The following is a 19,201-nucleotide window of genomic DNA, read 5'->3' as shown; positions in this document are numbered from 1 at the left end:
GAGTACATACTTATGAAAATTAGTATCAATAGACAATACTTCATCGAACAACTTAATCATTGCTTAAAAGCTATTTCACCTAGAACAACTTTACCTATTTTAAGTGGAATAAAAATCGATGTCTCAGATGATCAAATGGTACTCACAGGTAGTGATTCCGAAATCTCTATAGAAATTACAATACCAACAGAAATAGATAACGAAGAAATTCTAGAAATAGAATCACCAGGTTCTGTCGTTTTAACAGGACGTTTCTTTGTTGATATTATTAAAAAACTTTCCGGTGATTTTGTTGAACTAGAAACCAATGAACAGTTCTCTACTAAAATTACCGCAGGTAAATCAGAGTTTAATTTAAGTGGTCAAGATGCAAACCAATATCCTCTCTTACCAGAAGTTAACGAAGCGGATAGCCTAGTAATGTCTTCAACTGTCTTAAAAACGATTATTAACCAGACAAACTTTGCAGTATCCCTATCTGAAACAAGACCTGTCTTAACTGGTGTGAACTGGTTATTTAAAGATGATCATATTTCATTTACAGCAACAGACTCTCACCGTCTTGCACTTAGAAAATTACTGGATAAAACATTCAACACTGATGCATCAAATGCAATTATTCCAGGTAAGTCTCTATCTGAATTAAGTAAAATTTTGTCAGACTCTGATGAAGATGTCGAAATAAACCTATCACAAAACCAAGTACTCTTTACTTACGGCAATATGAGATTCATTTCTCGATTACTCGAAGGAAATTACCCAGATACAACACGTCTTTTCCCAGAGAATTACGAAACTAAAGTCAATGTAAATAATGCTGAGTTCTATCACGCTATAGACCGTGTTTCATTACTTGCAAGAGAAGGTGGCAACAATGTTATTCGCATGTCAGTAGAAAATGGAAATGTGGAATTGACATCTAATTCACCTGAAGTTGGGACAGTAAACGAAGAAGTTACTGCATCTAGCATTGAAGGTGAGGACATTAAGATTTCATTTAACTCGAAATATATGATGGATGCCCTACGTGCAATTCAATCTGAAGAAGTAACCGTCGAATTTTTCGGTACGATGAGACCATTTACGATTACGCCAAGTGATTCGACTGAAGTTGTGCAATTAATCTTACCTATAAGAACTTACTAGAAAAATAGTTAATTAATTTTTTGACCATGCCTTTTATTTTAAATAAAAGGCCTCTGGTCACTTTTTATTTTTACTAGGTAGGTAAATACCTTTTTGACTTTAAAACGCTCTGTGGGCATCATTTGGCCTGTAAAAGTGAAAAAGTATCAAAAATGTAGTATAATGAATGAGTATGTTCTAGGAGGTTATGTCTATGGAAACAATTCATTTAAACGGTTTGATTACGTTAGGCCAATTTTTGAAACACCAAAACATCATTGGTACGGGTGGCCAAGCTAAATGGTTTTTAAGTGAAAATATAGTGTTTTTAAACGGGGAAGAAGAAAATCGTCGTGGCAAGAAGCTTCATGACGGAGATGAACTCGTCATCGAAGGTATTGGCGAATACAAAATTAAGTATACAGATCAATGATATTAAACAGTATTTCCATAACTCACTTTCGTAATTATGATTCCTTATCTTTAGATTTTCATCCTAAGTTAAATATTTTTATTGGGCCAAATGCCCAAGGGAAGACGAATCTTTTAGAAGCGATATACTTTTTATCACTTGCGAAGAGTCATCGGACATCAAAAGATAAGGAATTAATTCAATTCAATCAAGAAGAAGCTTACATTAATGGGCAAGTGACAACAGAATCATCCAGCATTCCCCTATCGATCAGTATCGGTAAGGGCGGCAAACGAGCTAAGGTAAATCACCTCGAGTCTGCTAAGTTGTCTATGTATATTGGCCATTTAAATACTGTGCTCTTCGCCCCGGAAGACCTCAATATCGTTAAAGGTTCGCCTCAGGTTAGACGTAAGTTTCTTAACATGGAGTGCGGACAAATTTCAAAAGTGTATCTCAGTCATCTATCCAGTTACAACAAGGTCTTAGCTCAAAAGAACCAGTATTTAAAATCTCGTAAGGTCGATGAGCTCATGATTGAAGTACTGAATGAACAGATGGCGGAGCATGCGACGAGAATTATTATAAAGCGCAAGCAGTTTATCGATACGATTGAAAAACACGCATCAAAAATCCATAGAGATATTTCAAATAATAAAGAAGACTTAAAAGTCATTTATAAACCGAATATTAAATATGACAATGAGGATGCAGACGATTTACAACAAGAGATTACAAAGCTTCTCAGTGAAAACTTAGATAAGGAAATTGAACGTGGCACATCGCTCGTCGGACCACATAGAGATGATATCGGTTTTACAATCAATGAGTTCGATGTTCAAACTTATGGTTCCCAAGGACAACAACGTTCAACAGCTTTGTCTGTGAAACTTGCTGAACTTGAGTTGATTAACGAGGAAGTCGGAGAATATCCGGTCTTGTTACTCGACGATGTACTAAGTGAACTGGATGAAGTACGTCAGGCACATCTGTTAACGTCGATTCGAAACAGAGTTCAAACCTTTGTTACGACGACATCAATAAGCGATATCAACCATGCGATTATGGATGATATGCAGCTGTACGAAATAGAAAACGGTCAAATTAAGATCGATGAATAGCGGAAGGTGAGAACATGGCAGAGGAAAATATAGATCAATATGGTGCAAGTCAGATTCAGGTTCTTGAGGGACTTGAAGCGGTTAGAAAAAGACCTGGTATGTATATTGGTTCAACGTCATCCAGAGGATTACATCACTTAGTATGGGAAATTGTCGATAACAGTATCGATGAGGCCCTTGCAGGTTATGCATCTGAAATCAATGTCACAATTGAAAAAGATAACTGGGTTAAAGTGACGGATAACGGTCGTGGAATTCCAGTCGATATTCAAGAGAAGATGGGACGTCCGGCGGTTGAGGTTATCTTAACTGTCCTACATGCTGGTGGTAAATTTGATGGCTCCAGTTATAAAGTGTCCGGTGGACTGCATGGTGTCGGTTCATCGGTTGTTAATGCACTGAGTTCAAAACTTGAAGTGTACGTTCACCTTGATGGGAAAATTCATCATCAATCATATTCACTTGGTATTCCTGATTTTGATTTAAAAGTGATTGGTGAAACTGATAAGACAGGTACAGTCATCCGCTTTAAAGCAGATGATGAAATCTTTACAGAAACGACAGAATACGATTTAGAAATTCTGCAAAAACGTATTAAAGAACTCGCCTTCTTAAACAAGGGTCTGAAGATTAACTTAACAGATGAGCGAGATGAGGAAGCTGTACATTTTGAATACTTGTACGAGGGTGGAATTAAATCATTTGTTGAGGAATTAAATAAGACAAAAGATGCCTTACATGAAGAAATTATCTACATGGACGATGAGAAAGATGAAATCGAAGTTGAAATTGCCATGCAATATAATCATGGGTATACGACAACCCTCCTCACTTATGCGAACAACATTTATACGCATGAAGGCGGAACGCATGAAGATGGCTTTAAACGTGCTTTAACTAAGGTCATTAATAACTATGCAACCAAACAAAATCTAATTAAGTCTACTGATGAAAGACTGTCTGGTGAAGATGTTAGAGAAGGACTAACTGCAGTGGTTTCAATCAAGCACACTGACCCTCAGTTTGAAGGTCAGACGAAGACCAAACTTGGTAACAGTGAAGCGAGATTAATCACAGATCAATTGTTTACTGCTGGCTTTGAGCGTTTCTTATTAGAAAATCCTCAAACTGCTAAAATAATTGTCGATAAAGGAATTAATGCTCAGCATGCTAGAGTTGCAGCTAAAAAAGCACGTGAAATGACACGTCGTAAATCTGCGCTTGAGGTTTCAAGTCTTCCTGGTAAGCTTGCAGACTGCTCAAGTAAAGACCCTGCGAAAAGTGAGTTATTCATCGTAGAGGGTGACTCTGCTGGTGGTTCAGCGAAATCTGGTCGCGACTCTAAGCATCAAGCTATTTTACCGTTAAGAGGTAAGATTTTAAACGTTGAAAAATCACGTCTAGATCGTATTTTAGGCAATAATGAAATCCGTTCTATGGTAACAGCACTAGGTAGTGGTATTGGAGATGAATTTGATATTTCTAAAGTACGTTACCACAAAGTTGTCATTATGACAGATGCTGACGTCGACGGCGCACACATTAGAACCTTATTGTTAACCTTCTTCTTTAGATTTATGAGACCGTTGATTGAACACGGTTATATCTATGTTGCTCAGCCACCACTTTACAAAGTTGAGCAAGGGAAGAAAAAACACTATGTGTATGATGATGAGGCACTCGATGTCCTCCGCAGCACTTTACCGGAAACACCTAAGATCTCAATATCAAGATACAAAGGTCTCGGTGAGATGAATGCCGATCAGCTTTGGGAAACGACAATGGATCCGGAAAATAGAACGTTACTTCAAGTAGAACTGGATGATGCGATTGCAGCTGATCAGACATTTGAAATGTTGATGGGTGATATCGTTGAGCATCGCAGAAACTTTATTGAAGAAAATGCGAGATACGTAGAAAATCTCGACGTTTAAAAAGGAGACTTGAATTATGGCAGACCAAGAAGAAAAATTTCAACAGATTAATATAACGAAAACGATGCGAAGCTCGTTTTTAAGCTATGCCATGAGTGTCATCGTCTCACGTGCTTTACCAGACGTTCGAGATGGAATGAAACCCGTACATCGTAGAATTCTTTACGGCATGCATGACAATGGCATGACTTCTGACAAACCATTTAAAAAATCTGCTCGTATCGTCGGAGACGTTATGGGTAAATATCACCCACACGGCGACTCTTCCATCTATGATGCTATGGTACGTATGGCTCAAGTTTTTTCTTACCGTTACCCACTCGTTCACGGTCAAGGGAACTTCGGTTCTATGGATGGTGACGGGGCAGCAGCAATGCGTTACACTGAAGCAAAAATGAGTAAGATTTCCATGGAACTCATGCGTGATATCAACAAGGATACCGTGGACTTCCAATTGAACTATGATGAGAATGAACGCGAACCGTCTGTTTTACCAGCTCGTTTCCCTAACCTACTCGTCAACGGTTCAAGTGGTATTGCAGTTGGGATGGCAACGAACATTCCACCGCATAACCTACGTGAAGTGACAAATGCAGTCTTAGCACTTGCTGATAACCCAAATGTAACGGCTTCAGAATTGATGGAATTTGTCTCAGGACCAGACTTTCCGACAGCAGGTTTGATTATTGGTAAGAGTGGCATTAAGCGTGCCTATGAAACAGGACGCGGTTCTATTATGATGCGTGCACGTTGTGAAATTGAAGAGATGAAGAATGGTAAAGAACGTATCGTTGTCTCTGAAATTCCATATCAGGTAAACAAGGCACGTCTAGTAGAAAAAATTGCTGAGCTCGTAAGAGATAAGAAAATCGAAGGTATTACAGATTTACGTGATGAAACCAGCCTTAAAGAAGGCGTAAGAATCATTATTGAAATCCGTAAAGATAAGAATGCGAATGTTATATTGAATAATTTATATAAACAGACGCCCCTTCAGACATCATTTGGTATTAATATGCTTGCCCTTGTGAATGGTGAACCGAAAGTACTCAGTCTTAAAGAAGTATTATATTACTACTTAGAGCACCAGAAAGATGTTGTGACACGTCGTACGAAGTATGAATTAAAACGTGCGCAAGATCGTGCGCACATTCTAGAAGGTCTATTAAAGGCGCTTGATTACATCGACGAAATCATCAAGACGATTCGTGCCTCAGCGACTGATGAAGAAGCGAAGACGAGTTTGATGAGTCAATTCGAATTCTCTGAGCGTCAAGCACAAGCGATTCTCGATATGAGATTACGTCGTTTAACAGGTTTAGAAAGGGATAAAATCCAGTCTGAATACGACGAATTGCTAAAAACGATTGAATATCTAAAAGCAATTTTAGATGATGACAATAAGTTACTTGAAGTTATCAAAGAGGAATTAACAGAGATTCGTGACAAATTCGGTGACGATCGTCGTACAGAAATTACAATCGGTAACATCTCTGATATTGAAGATGAAGATCTTATTCCAAGAGAAAATATCGTTGTCACACTTAGTCATAACAGCTACATTAAACGTCTTCCAGTGTCGACATATCGCGCACAGCATAGAGGTGGTCGTGGTATTCAAGGTATGAATACAGTAGATGACGACTTTGTGAGCCAGATTGTGACGATGAGTACGCATGATTACATCATGTTCTTTACAAATAAAGGTAGAGTATATCGACTGAAAGGATACGAAATTCCTGAGTTATCACGTCAGTCTAAGGGTATTCCGATTGTAAATATGATTGAAATCGAAAAAGATGAATTTATTTCGACGATGATCAGTGTGAAAGACAAAGAAGAGACAGAAGGGTATAACCTACTCTTTGCAACCAAACATGGTCAAGTTAAACGTACAGCACTCGATGAGTTCAAGAGCATAAATAAAAACGGTAAGATTGCGATTCGCTTCAAAGAAGATGATGAATTGCTTGGTGTCCGTTTAACTGACGGTTCTAAAGAAGTTATTCTTGGAACAAGAGACGGTTCCCTTGTCCGTTTTGAAGAAACACAAGTGAGAGAAATGGGACGTACTGCGGCAGGCGTTAAAGGTATTAAGCTCCGTGGAGATGACCAAGTCATTGGTGTAGACGTCCTAGAATCCGGTCAACATGTCTTAGTCGTTACAGACAAAGGTTACGGTAAACTCACTCATGAAGATCAGTACCGTTCCATCAATCGTGGCGGTTACGGTGTTAAAACAGCTCAGCTCAATGATAAAAACGGTAAACTTGTCTTTATCGCATCAGTTGACCGAGATGAAGACATGATGATTGTCACAGAAAAAGGTGTGATCATCCGTTTAACTATCGACACTATTTCAGTGATGAGTCGTAGCACTCAAGGTGTTCGCCTCATTCGTCTTGATGACGATCAAGATGTTGGAACTGTTGCAGTAGTGAAAAGCGAAATCGGTGAAGAAGAATTAGAAGAAGAAACTGACGGAACTGAGGATTCCTTGGAACCTGAAGGCAAGTCAGAAGAAGAATCTGATTCAGCTACTGATTCCGAGGAAAAATAAGATATAGATTGATTAATCCCCCTGTTTTTTGAAAACAGGGGGATTTTTTGTTTTTAGGGTGTTTGCTGAGCTACGAAAATAAAATGAGTTCGCGTAGAAAGGATACCTACGGAATTTTCTGCAGATCAATCGCCTTAATCAGTATATCTTTCAATACCAATACTAAGAAATAAATAGCGAACGGTATGAATAGTATACCGACGCCAAATAGGACAAAGCCTGGTGCGTCATCAAGGTGAGCGACTGTGACAAAGAATGGCATGAGGCCTAAAGAAATAACGGCAATAGCAAGAATAAGCTTCTGAATACGAGTCATGACCAAGAGTGCACGTGATGTAAATATCACATCTTTGTCTATAAGTGATAGCATTTGGAACAAGCAAAATATAATCAAGAGACCTAAAATCATATCGATCCAAAGAACAGCTGCGAGTAAATATTGAACGAAGAGAATATCAACTTCTGCTGTGAAGAATTGTATACCGATTAAAAATCCGAAAAATAATAGAATGACGACTAAAAAACTTAAGGAGAGTCTTAAGATATTCGTCTTTTTAAACATAGTCATACCCTCTTTCAATAATATAAATAAATTTAGCATTATCGCCCAATCTAAAAAATATAACATTCTTGTATTCTAAAAATGAAAGCGCTATAATGGATGCAGTTATTAGACATTAGGTAGGTATAAATAGATATGAATCAAAATACGCATCGTGATTTTGGAAAGTTCACTACACTTGTTGCATTGACAGATGAAAAAACAGCCCTAGACATCTTACCTCAGTTTAAATCATTTAAAATCATGACGGGTAAGGTAGGCTCTATGGATTTAAAAAAGGTCATCTCATCGGTAGAAACTGCTGCAAAACGTGGTGATATTATTGATGGTGATATTTACCGAGAAACACACTCACTCTACCATGCGATTCTAGAAGCTTTACAAGGTGTAACTCGTGGAGATCTCAGTGTTGGAGACATCATGCGTACAGTTGGATTAAGTTTTTCAATTGTCAGAGGGAATCCGTACGATAGTGATGATGAGGGTGAATGGCTCGCTGTTTGCTTTTACGGTACCATTGGTGCACCAATTAAAGGTAAGGAACACGAAGCGTTAGGCTTAGGCATTAATCACATTTAAATATTCAGTGTCATAGACATTAGCTAATAGGGACATGAGAATCCAAAGGGATTTTTATGTCTTTTTTTAATAGGTAAATTTAGGAGGGATTACATGACAGTTTTACAGCTCGATGGTGAAAATTTAAATATTGAGTCGCTCAAAGATTTCCTGGGAAATACAGAGAGTACCGTAGAAATTACCGAGGAAGCTTATCAGAAAGTTGATGATTCAAGAAAAGTAGTCGATAAAATTATCGACCAAGAAAAAACAATATACGGCATCACAACAGGGTTTGGTCTCTTTTGTGATGTGTTGATTTCAAAAGAGAAGGTGAAAGACTTACAAGTGAATCTAATCCGCTCGCACGCTTGTGGTGTGGGTAAACCCTTTGATGAACCCGTCGCTCTACTCATGATGGTACTGAGACTAAACACGATGCTTAAAGGACATTCAGGTGTGACAAGAGATCTTGTTGATCAGCTACAACTCTTCATCAACAAACGGATTATTCCAGTTGTGCCTGAGCAAGGCTCACTCGGTGCCTCAGGTGACCTTGCACCACTGTCTCATATGGCACTCACTTTAATTGGTGAAGGAGAGGTCTTTTATCTAGGTGAACGTCAACCGACACATAATGTTCTAGAATCCCTAGGTATCGAGTCTATTACCCTTCAGGCCAAAGAAGGTCTGGCACTCATTAATGGTACTCAACCTATGACGGCTCAGGGGGTCATTAATTACATTGAGGCCGAAAAAATGATGCAGGACAGCTTTTGGATTGCTTCACTGACTCATCAGGGACTAAACGGGATTACAGATGCTTATAATCATCAGATTCATGAGTCGCGTGGTTATCCAGAACAAATCTATGCTGCACAACAAATGCTTGACTATCTTGAAGGGTCTGAGTTAACAACGAGACAAGGTGACTTAAGAGTTCAAGATGGCTATTCACTCAGATGCATTCCACAAGTCCACGGGGCATCGTTACAGACCCTAAAATACGTTAAAGAAAAATTAGAAATTGAGATGAATGCGGCAAATGATAACCCACTTATCTTTAGTGAGGATGAAGTATTTTCTGGAGGTAACTTTCACGGGCAACCGATCGCTATAGCAATGGATCTCTTAAAAATTGGAGTCGCTGAAATTGCTAATATTTCAGAGAGACGTATTGAACGCCTAGTCAACCCGGCCTTAAATGGTGATCTACCTGCCTTTTTAAGTCCAGAAGAAGGACTTCAATCCGGTGCGATGATCTTACAATATGCTGCAGCAAGTCTAGTATCTGAAAATAAAACACTCGCCCACCCTGCGAGTGTGGATTCTATTCCATCATCAGCTAACCAAGAAGACCACGTTTCTATGGGTACTATTGGTTCAAGGCATGCCAGAGACATTATTAATAACACAAGAAATGTCTTAGCGACTGAGCTTTTTATAGCTTTAACGGCAGTAGAAATTAAAGGGATTGATAAATTATCACCAAAAACTTTTGAGAAATTCAAAGAATATCGTCTGATTGCAGATTTCATAGACCAGGACCGTAATTTTTCATATGAAATTAACGACCTATCAACAGCTTTAAGAGAAATGTTATAAAAATCAAAGGGGATGACCAATATGGTTAGAGAAATCAAAGCTAAAAAAGGCTTAGAAATCGAGTGTAAAGGTTGGGAGCAAGAAGCGGCATTACGTATGCTTTATAACAATTTAGATCCAGAAGTAGCAGAACGTCCGGAAGATTTAGTGGTTTACGGTGGCATCGGTAAAGCAGCTAGAAACTGGGAATCTTTTGAAGCAATCGAAAACACTTTAAGAAATCTAGAAGTAAATGAAACCATGCTGATCCAATCTGGTAAACCTGTGGCAGTATTTAAAACACATGAAGAAGCGCCGAGAGTGCTCTTATCGAACTCTGTGCTGGTACCGAAATGGGCGACCTGGGAACACTTTAATGAGCTAGATAAGAAAGGGCTCATGATGTACGGACAAATGACAGCAGGTTCATGGATTTACATCGGATCACAAGGCATTGTCCAAGGTACTTATGAAACCTTTGCAGAACTTGCCAATCAAAACTACGGTGGTAGTTTACGTGGAACGGTAACCTTAACTGCTGGTTTAGGCGGTATGGGCGGGGCACAACCACTTGCAGTCACTATGAATGAAGGGGTCGCGCTTTGTGTGGATGTTGACGAAACTAGAATCGATAAACGCATCGAAACACGTTATCTAGATGTGAAAACAGCATCACTGGATGAGGCATTAGACTTAGCGGACAAGGCAAGAAATGAAGGACGTCCCCTATCCATTGGTCTCATAGGTAATGCAGCTGAAGTCCACCATGAAATTCTAAGTCGTGGTTTTAAAATTGATGTCGTAACTGACCAAACATCTGCTCATGATCCTTTAAACGGTTATGTGCCTGAAGGGTATTCTTTAGAAGAAGCAAAACTCTTAAGAGAAGCTGACCCAGTTAAATATGTGAAATTATCAAGTGGATCAATGGCCAAACACGTTCAAGCAATGTTAGCTTTTCAAAAAAATGGCTCAGTCGTCTTTGATTATGGTAACAATATTCGCCAAGTTGCCTATGATACAGGTGTAGACAATGCCTTTGATTTCCCTGGCTTTGTACCAGCTTATATTCGACCTTTATTCTGTGAAGGTAAAGGACCATTTAGGTTTGCAGCCTTAAGTGGAGATCCAAAAGACATAGAAGCAGCTGATAAAAAGATGCGTGAACTGTTCCCAGACAATGAAAAACTATTACGCTGGTTAGATATGGCAGAAGAGAAGATTGCTTTTCAGGGACTACCATCAAGAATTGCATGGTTAGGCTACGGCGAACGCGCCAAAATGGGACTAGCCTTAAATGACATGGTGAAATCAGGTGAACTTTCAGCACCTGTTGTTATCGGACGAGATCACTTGGACTCAGGCTCCGTTGCCAGTCCGAACCGTGAAACTGAAAGTATGAAAGACGGTAGTGATGCAGTCGGAGACTGGGCAATCCTCAATGCCTTAGTTAACACTGCTGCGGGTGGATCATGGATTAGTGTTCACCACGGTGGCGGTGTGGGTATGGGCTACTCGCTGCACGCTGGTATGGTTGTCGTAGCTGATGGGACCGACCGTGCAGCTCGCCGTCTCGAACGTGTATTAACATCAGATCCGGGGATGGGTGTTGTAAGACATGCTGATGCTGGTTATGATATCGCGATTGAAACAGCCAAGGAAAAAGGCGTTAATATTCCAATGCTAAAGGAGAATCACTAATGAACGACTTAATGATTAAAAATATAAAATCTTTAATTTTACCGAAGAAAACAGAAGGACCTTTGAAAGGCAAAGAGATGGATGAACTTGAAATCATTGATGATGCGGTCGTTGTCATCAATGGTAAAAAAATCGTCTATGCAGGAAAAGATACCAGTGATTTTCAAGCTAAAGAATTCATTGATGCACAAGGAATGATTGTCTCCCCTGCCCTAGTTGAGCCTCATACACATGTGGTTCACGGTGGTTCAAGAGAACATGAGATGTCACTGAAACGCCAAGGTGTGGACTACTTAACCATACTAGAACAAGGTGGTGGTATTTTAAATACCGTTGAAAGAACGAGAGAAGCATCAGCCGACGACTTGTTTAATAAGGCTGCTAAAAATATTACTCGCATGATTCAACATGGGGTTCTGGCCGTTGAAAGTAAGAGCGGATACGGCTTAGACAAAGAAACAGAACTCAAACAACTCGAAGTATCGAAACGTTTAGAAGCAGCATTTCCGATTGAAATGCGTCATACCTTCCTAGGCCCACATGCAGTTCCTAAAGGACGAGACTCAGAAGAATTTCTGGATGAAATGATTGCTTTACTCGATGATGTAAAAGGTTTAGCAGATTTTGCAGATATCTTTACAGAAACAGGCGTCTTCTCTGTAGAGCAATCAAGAAAATATATGGAAGCTGCTAGAGAAAAAGGATTTAGAGTCAAAATCCACGCAGATGAAATAGATCCACTTGGTGGTTTAGAACTTGCGATTGAACAAGATGCGATTAGTGCGGATCACCTCGTTGCGGCAAGTGAAGCGGGTAAAAAACAACTAGCTGACTCAAATACTGTCGCTGTCTTATTACCAGGAACAACATTTTACTTAGGCAAAAATGAATTTGCTGATGCGCGTGGCATGATTGACCAAGGTGGTGCTGTTGCACTTGCTACAGACTACAATCCTGGTAGTTGTGTGACAGATAATCTACAGATGATTATGGCTATTGCAGCCTTAAAATTGAAGATGACACCGAATGAAATTTGGAATGCAGTCACAGTCAATGCAGCACAGGCGATCGATGTGGACAGAGGCACGCTTGATGAAGGTGATGATGCCAACCTAGTCATTTGGGATGCACCGAATCATGAATATATTCCATATCACTACGGCGTCAATCATGCTCATACTGTTATTGCAAATGGGCAGGTTATTTTTGAACGTCCAGGGCTCAAGTTATAAGCTTGCAATTTTTAGTATGATAAGCTAAGATAGCATCAAATTAATAATTACTACTTCCGAAAGAAGCAGTAGCAAGACCGTCAACTCAAGAGAGGTTATGGTTGGTGAAAATAACCGTCGGAATTGTGAATTTCTATCTTTCATTCAAGAAGTAGTCGGCTTATGCCGTTATCAGATAGAGATGGTATCAGTACACTGATGCTAATTAGGGTGGCAACGCGTAGACCACGTCCCTTACCAGGGATGTGGTCTTTTTGTTTTAATCATCTGAATGAGCATAAATATAAAAATTGGAGGTCATATTATGTTAGACATTAAACTGCTTAGAAAAGATACGGACAATGTGAAGAAAAAAGTTGAATTAAGAGGATTAGATTCTGTAGTCATTGATGATATTTTAGGCCTTGATATAGAACGCCGTGAACTAATTCAAAAAACAGAAGAATTGAAAAGTCAGCGTAATAAAGTCTCTCAAGAAATCGCAATTAAAAAGAAAAATAAAGAAGATGCTGATGATGTCATTAAAGAAATGCGTGAAGTCGGAGAAGAAATCAAAGATATTGATGAGCGCTTAAATACGATTGAAGAAGAGTTTCATGATAAAATGAGCCGTATTCCAAACCTAATTCATGATGATGTGCCTCAAGGGAAGGATGATAGTGAAAATGTAGAAATTAGACGTACGGGAGAGCCGAGAAACTTTGACTTTGAGCCAAAAGCACACTGGGATATCCTAGACGATCTAGAACTTGCAGACTTTGACCGTGCTGCTAAAGTATCAGGTGCGCGCTTTGTCTACCATACAGGTGACGGTGCGCGTCTAGAGCGTGCACTGATGAACTTCATGTTAGATGTCCATGCAAAAAACAACTACCGTGAAATGATGACGCCGCAGATTGTTAGAGCTGAAGCAATGTATGCGACTGGTCAATTACCAAAATTCGGTGAAGACTTATTCAAAATTGAAGATGAAGAGATGTACACGATTCCAACTTCGGAAGTGACACTCACAAACTTCCACAAAGATGAAACATTAAAGAACGATCAACTGCCAGTGAAATTCACTGCTCAAACAGCTTGCTTTAGAAGTGAAGCGGGTTCAGCAGGTAGAGATACACGTGGTTTAATTCGCTTACACCAGTTCAACAAAGTTGAGATGGTTCGCCTAGAACGTCCAGAAGATTCATGGAAAGCACTAGAAGAGATGACGAATCATGCAGAAAACATCTTAAATCTTTTAGAAATCCCTCACCGCACAGTGCTATTATGTACGGGTGATATAGGCTTTGGTTCTTCTAAGACATACGATGTTGAAGTTTGGTTACCAAGCTACAATGATTATAAGGAAATCAGTTCAATTTCAAATATGACAGATTTCCAAGCACGTCGCGGCAATATTAAATTCAAGCGTGATAAAGATTCTAAAGCGGAACTTTTACACACTTTAAATGGTAGTGGACTTGCTGTTGGAAGAACGATGGCTGCACTACTTGAGAACTATCAAAATGAAGATGGTACTGTCACAATTCCGGAAGTTTTACGACCATATATGGGTGGTCAGGAGAAGCTTGAAAGGTTATAATATAAATACTCGATGCTCCTATTCGCAATTAATAGGAGCATTTATTTTTAAAAGAGGAGTGTAACATTGAATAACAAAATATCTACGGGTACCTTAGCCCTTACACTGCTCGCTGTTACAGTTTATATAATGCTCACAGAGATCACCTTGGTATTTGGTGCTGTTGTGATGCCATTCGCGGTATACTTACTTATAAAAATTAAACAGCAATCGGCAACGAATTACTGGATTCTATTCTTCAGTTTCCTAGTTCCAGCCTTGCTCTTTTTATCACCGCTTGCAGCGGCATGTTTCATCATTCTATACATCATAAGTAGTCTGTTAGATTACACACTTAAGAAAAAATTGTCTCAAGAAATCACGATATTTTATACGACATTTGCACTTGGCCTAAGTGTGATGGCCATGGTTTTAATCATGCAAATGATGGGCTTCTTGAGACCTTTGTCGGAAATATATTCAACATTTAGGGACTGGTATAAAGAACAATTAAATTCAGTTAGCGCACTGACACCAGAAGCACTAGATCCAGAGACAATCTTGCAGTCATTAGATTTATATTTTCAAAATCTACCAGCCTTCCTCATCATAGGGAGCTTTTTCTTGGCAGTTTACGTCATTCTTATCGTTAGGATATTGCCAAACGATACGACAAAAATGTGGCACTATAGAAGCTTTGATAAGTGGATGATGCCACGCATGTTACTTTATGTATACATGATTATCTTTTTAATTACACTCTTTAGTGGTAACTGGGAAGAAAGTACAATATCACTATATAGTAATGTCTCAATCATCGTTGAATCAGCAATTTTCATTCATGGACTTGCATTTGCTTATTATTTTATGATTAACAAGAAGGTAAATAAGGTATTATCTATTATCATTTTGATTCCGCTTGCCATCTTTAGACCACTTACAATTCTTATTGGTCTTTTCGAAATGATATTTAGAATCAGGTTGATTATGGAATTGAGGAGGAAGTAGCAATGTTTCGAGTATTAGATAAAAAATTGATGCTCATACCTTTTATCGTATTGGCATTTCATATTGGAATACTTAGCATTGCTATGGTGCTGAACTATACGGTATTTGGAATTATCGCTATCTTGGTTAGTATTGTGATATTAATCTTGGTTTATATTTATTTACACCGTTGGCTCGTCTTAAGTGAGAATCGCTTAATAGAGCTTTCTAAAGATATGGCCGGTGCAAGAAAATATGTTGTAGATAATCTACCACTTGGCGTTATCATGTTAAATGACGATGAGGAAATCGCATGGATGAACCACTATATGTGTGAGCAGATTCCTGAAGATTATCACCATGAACCAATCAACAGAGTCTTCCCGAATATCATGACAACCTTAAAAGCGAATAACATACAGTCTATTGATGCATCATATGGAGATAGGAATTATCAGGTTCACTATTATGATGAACATAATTCACTTCTACTCCTTGATATTACAGATGAGAAAAATATGGAAGTTGCCTTAGAAGATAAGGATCCTGTCATCGGAATTTTATTCCTCGATAATTATGATGACATGACTCAGAACATGACAGAGGCTCTTAAGAGTGATTTAAACAATAGTCTGACTAACATCATTAATGATTGGGCAACAGAAAATCATGTCTATTTAAGACGTTTTTCTAATGACCGATTTATTATGGTGATGTCAGCTAAAAGTCTATCTAAAATTGAAGAGACTAAATTTGTTTTACTTGACCAGGTACGTGAGAGCTCAGATGCACATGGTGCTCAAATTACTTTAAGTATCGGTATTGGTGAAGGTTCAAGTGACTATATTGAAGTTGGCGAACTGGCACAATCTTCACTAGATTTAGCACTCGGGCGCGGTGGCGACCAAGTTGCTATTAAAACCATCAATGGAAGTGCTAGATTCTATGGTGGTAAGACAGATCCAATGGAAAAACGTACACGTGTTAAAGCACGCGTAATGGCTCATGCTTTAAGAGATATCCTCTTAGAGGGTGACAATGTCATAATTATGGGGCACAAGAACCCTGACGTTGACTCAATTGGTTCTTCAATTGGAGTTGCAAAGATTGCCTCTTCCAATGGAATTAAAGCAAATATCATCTTAAATGATGAGGATATCGATGATACTTTATCCCGCTTGATGAAAGAAGTCGAAGCTAAAGAAGACTTATATAATATCTTTATAAATAGCGAACATGCATGGGATATGATGTCACCGAAAACAACGGTTGTTATCGTTGATACACACCGTCCGTCCATGGTGCTTGATGAAGATATTCTTAATAAAGCGACGAGAAAAGTGGTTATCGACCACCACAGACGTGCAGATGATATGATATCAAGTCCCCTACTCGTCTACATGGAGCCTTATGCTTCTAGTGCGAGTGAGCTTGTTGCAGAGTTATTAGAATATCAAAATAAACAGAAGAAACTCTCTCGTATTGAGGCAACGATTATGTTGACTGGTATTATTGTTGATACGAGAAACTATACACTACGTACGGGGTCACGTACCTTTGATGCGGCAAGTTACTTGCGTAGTAACGGTGCGGATCCTGTACTTGCACAAACCTTCTTAAAAGATGATATTGATACGTTTATTGCCCGCAGTGACTTAATTAAGTCAGCCGAAATAAGCGACAAGGGTATCGCAATCGTTAAGGCAGATGATACGATGACATATCATCCAGTGACAGTAGCTCAGGCTGCAGACCAACTACTACAAATTGAAGGTGTTCAGGCATCATTTGTTATGGCGATTAGAGAAGATGAAACGATTGGTGTTTCAGCGCGTTCTCTAGGCCAGGTCAATGTCCAAATCATCATGGAAGAAATGAACGGCGGCGGACACTTAACGAATGCTGCAACCCGTATAGAAGGCAAAACTATGGATGAAGCGTATAATGAATTAAAAGAAGTCATTGATACTTTTATTAATAATAGGAGTGACACAGAATGAAGGTAATATTTTTACAAAATGTTAAGAACAAAGGGAAAAAAGGCGAAGTAAAAGAAGTAGCAACAGGTTATGCACATAACTTCTTGTTTAAAAAAGGACTTGCAGAAGAAGCAAATCAAACAAATTTAAAAAAATTAGAAGCGCATAACGAAGAGGTTCGTCAACAAGAAGCTGATGAACTTCAAGCAGCTAAAGATTTAAAAGTTGAACTTGAAGGTAAAGAAGTTGAAATCAAAACTAAAGCTGGAGAAGACGGTCGTCTATTTGGATCCGTTAGTTCTAAGCAAGTTATTGAAGCATACCAAAGTCAGCATGACATAAAATTAGATAAGCGTAAGTTAGATATGCCAGAACCGTTTAAGAGTTTGGGCTACCATAAAGTGAATATCAAACTTCATAGTGAAGTGGAAGCAGAGTTAAAAGTACACGTTGTTGAACAGTAAATTTAAGTTAGGAGGAATCGATAATGGAAATGAATCGCCGCATGCCACACGATAATGATGCAGAACAATCGGTGCTCGGGGCAATCTTTATCGATTCATCTATCTTTTTAAATGTGACAGAAGTCCTTGAACCTGAAGATTTCTTTAGGCATGAGCATCAACATATTTTCCGGGCGATGATGCTATTATCTGAAGAAAATGCTGAGCTCGATGTCGTAACGATTTCAGATAAGTTAAGGTCGATGGATGAACTCAATAACACGGTTAACCCACGTTATTTAGCGGAACTCGCAAATGTCACACCGACGAGTCGTAACTGGCAGTTCTATGCAGATATTATTGCAAGACAGTCGCTTAGACGTAAATTGATTGCAGTCGCAGATGAAATTGCGAATGATGGTTTTCAAAATGAAGTCGACATAAATGACTTACTTTCAGAAGCTGAAGCACGTATTATGGGTGTTTCTGAAGGTCGTCGTAATGACGGCTTTAAGTCTATGAAAGACGTTGTGCATGAAGTTTATGAACAAATTGAAGCGCTAGCTGGTAATGATAATGGTATTACGGGTATCCCGACAGGGTTCCGTGATTTAGACTTCATGACGTCGGGTTTTGGTCGTAACGATTTGATTATACTTGCAGCCCGCCCCTCTATGGGTAAAACGGCTTTCGCTTTAAACATTGCGAGCCATGTTGGGACTGCACCTGCAGGCTACACTGTTGCTGTATTTTCACTCGAGATGGGTGCGGATCAATTGGTAAGTAGGATGATATCGAGTCAGGGTATGATCGACGCGACGAAACTCCGTCAAGGCTCACTCGACCATCAGGACTGGGATAACTTCACAACGGCAATCGGTACACTGGCGAACTCTAAGATCTTCATCGATGATTCAGCGGGTATACGTGTCAATGAGATTAGAGCGAAGTGCTTAAGACTCAAACAAGAACATGGCCTCGATATGGTCATCATTGACTACCTCCAACTCATTCAAGGTTCGGGAAGTCGTCAAGGTGAAAACCGTCAGCAGGAAGTCTCAGAGATTTCACGTATGCTAAAAGGCTTAGCACGTGAAATGCAGTGCCCTGTCATTGCACTGAGTCAGCTCTCTCGTAGTGTTGAAGCAAGACAGGATAAAAGACCGATGATGAGTGACTTACGTGAGTCAGGCTCAATTGAGCAAGATGCAGATATCGTTGCCTTCTTATACCGTGATGATTATTATAATCGTGGTGATGGTGAGGATGACGAAGAAGGTGCTCAGAGTGTTCAAGATGAAATAGAAATTATATTAGCTAAGCACCGTAACGGTCCTACAGGGACAGTTAAACTGATATTCAACAAATCGTATAGCAGCTTTTTCGATCAAGATCGAAGAGATTATGACGATAATTATATACCGCCAGCTTAAAAGTCCGAA

Annotated in this window: 15 protein-coding genes; 14 read left to right on the top strand and 1 reads right to left on the bottom strand. The window is 39.2% G+C overall.

Annotated elements, in window-relative coordinates:
• Window positions 1-12 precede the first annotated feature (12 nt).
• The 5 genes from dnaN to gyrA all read left to right on the top strand — a co-directional run bounded on the left by dnaN (window position 13) and on the right by gyrA (window position 7,152).
• Window positions 13-1,146 (top strand): DNA polymerase III subunit beta, encoded by a 1,134-nt coding sequence (gene dnaN / locus H624_RS0107835; protein ID WP_026867090.1) that lies wholly within the window; start codon window positions 13-15, stop codon window positions 1,144-1,146.
• Window positions 1,147-1,339: 193 nt separating this feature from the next.
• Entirely contained in the window at window positions 1,340-1,558 is a 219-nt protein-coding gene (gene yaaA / locus H624_RS0107830) for a S4 domain-containing protein YaaA (RefSeq protein ID WP_370545354.1), read from the top strand.
• Entirely contained in the window at window positions 1,555-2,658 is a 1,104-nt protein-coding gene (gene recF, locus H624_RS0107825; RefSeq protein WP_026867088.1) for a DNA replication/repair protein RecF, read from the top strand. Before yaaA ends, recF begins: the two co-directional genes overlap by 4 nt.
• 14 nt (window positions 2,659-2,672) lie before the next feature.
• Window positions 2,673-4,592 (top strand): DNA topoisomerase (ATP-hydrolyzing) subunit B, encoded by a 1,920-nt coding sequence (gyrB, locus tag H624_RS0107820; protein WP_026867087.1) that lies wholly within the window; start codon window positions 2,673-2,675, stop codon window positions 4,590-4,592.
• Window positions 4,593-4,608: 16 nt separating this feature from the next.
• Window positions 4,609-7,152: a DNA gyrase subunit A gene (gene gyrA / locus H624_RS0107815; protein WP_026867086.1), complete on the top strand. Its 2,544-nt coding sequence runs from the start codon at window positions 4,609-4,611 to the stop codon at window positions 7,150-7,152.
• A gap of 106 nt (window positions 7,153-7,258) precedes the next feature.
• On the opposite strand, the gene H624_RS0107810 is transcribed toward gyrA, so the two are convergent.
• Window positions 7,259-7,714 carry a DUF2975 domain-containing protein gene (locus H624_RS0107810; RefSeq protein WP_026867085.1) on the bottom strand — a complete coding sequence of 152 codons (456 nt, stop codon included), beginning with the start codon at window positions 7,712-7,714 and terminating at the stop codon, window positions 7,259-7,261.
• A gap of 135 nt (window positions 7,715-7,849) precedes the next feature.
• Here H624_RS0107810 and hutP point away from each other — a divergent pair, with 135 nt between their 5' ends.
• The 9 genes from hutP to dnaB all read left to right on the top strand — a co-directional run bounded on the left by hutP (window position 7,850) and on the right by dnaB (window position 19,192).
• On the top strand, window positions 7,850-8,293 hold the full coding sequence (gene hutP, locus H624_RS0107805; RefSeq protein ID WP_026867084.1) for a histidine utilization transcription antiterminator HutP: 444 nt from the start codon (window positions 7,850-7,852) through the stop codon (window positions 8,291-8,293).
• Window positions 8,294-8,386: 93 nt separating this feature from the next.
• Entirely contained in the window at window positions 8,387-9,877 is a 1,491-nt protein-coding gene (gene hutH / locus H624_RS0107800; RefSeq protein ID WP_026867083.1) for a histidine ammonia-lyase, read from the top strand.
• Between the two features lie 21 nt (window positions 9,878-9,898).
• Window positions 9,899-11,557 carry a urocanate hydratase gene (gene hutU / locus H624_RS0107795; RefSeq protein ID WP_026867082.1) on the top strand — a complete coding sequence of 553 codons (1,659 nt, stop codon included), beginning with the start codon at window positions 9,899-9,901 and terminating at the stop codon, window positions 11,555-11,557.
• Window positions 11,557-12,789 carry an imidazolonepropionase gene (gene hutI, locus H624_RS0107790; RefSeq protein ID WP_026867081.1) on the top strand — a complete coding sequence of 411 codons (1,233 nt, stop codon included), beginning with the start codon at window positions 11,557-11,559 and terminating at the stop codon, window positions 12,787-12,789. Before hutU ends, hutI begins: the two co-directional genes overlap by 1 nt.
• 304 nt (window positions 12,790-13,093) lie before the next feature.
• Window positions 13,094-14,371 (top strand): serine--tRNA ligase, encoded by a 1,278-nt coding sequence (gene serS / locus H624_RS0107785; RefSeq protein WP_026867080.1) that lies wholly within the window; start codon window positions 13,094-13,096, stop codon window positions 14,369-14,371.
• Window positions 14,372-14,437: 66 nt separating this feature from the next.
• Entirely contained in the window at window positions 14,438-15,358 is a 921-nt protein-coding gene (locus H624_RS0107780; protein WP_026867079.1) for a DUF2232 domain-containing protein, read from the top strand.
• Window positions 15,359-15,360: 2 nt separating this feature from the next.
• Window positions 15,361-17,337 carry a DHH family phosphoesterase gene (locus H624_RS0107775; protein WP_026867078.1) on the top strand — a complete coding sequence of 659 codons (1,977 nt, stop codon included), beginning with the start codon at window positions 15,361-15,363 and terminating at the stop codon, window positions 17,335-17,337.
• Complete coding sequence (gene rplI / locus H624_RS0107770) at window positions 17,334-17,780, top strand: 50S ribosomal protein L9 (RefSeq protein WP_026867077.1); 447 nt, start codon at window positions 17,334-17,336, stop codon at window positions 17,778-17,780. The genes H624_RS0107775 and rplI overlap by 4 nt, the downstream gene beginning before the upstream one ends.
• Before the next feature lie 23 nt (window positions 17,781-17,803).
• The gene (dnaB, locus tag H624_RS0107765; RefSeq protein ID WP_026867076.1) at window positions 17,804-19,192 is read left to right on the top strand and encodes a replicative DNA helicase; all 1,389 of its coding nucleotides are present in this window, start codon (window positions 17,804-17,806) and stop codon (window positions 19,190-19,192) included.
• Window positions 19,193-19,201: the final 9 nt, after the last annotated feature.

The sequence above is a fragment of the Jeotgalicoccus marinus DSM 19772 genome (genome assembly GCF_000425825.1).
Classification (GTDB): Bacteria; Bacillota; Bacilli; order Staphylococcales; family Salinicoccaceae; genus Jeotgalicoccus; species Jeotgalicoccus marinus.
The sequence above is the reverse complement of the archived record's forward strand: the minus strand, read 5'-3'. Positions and strand labels throughout refer to the sequence as shown.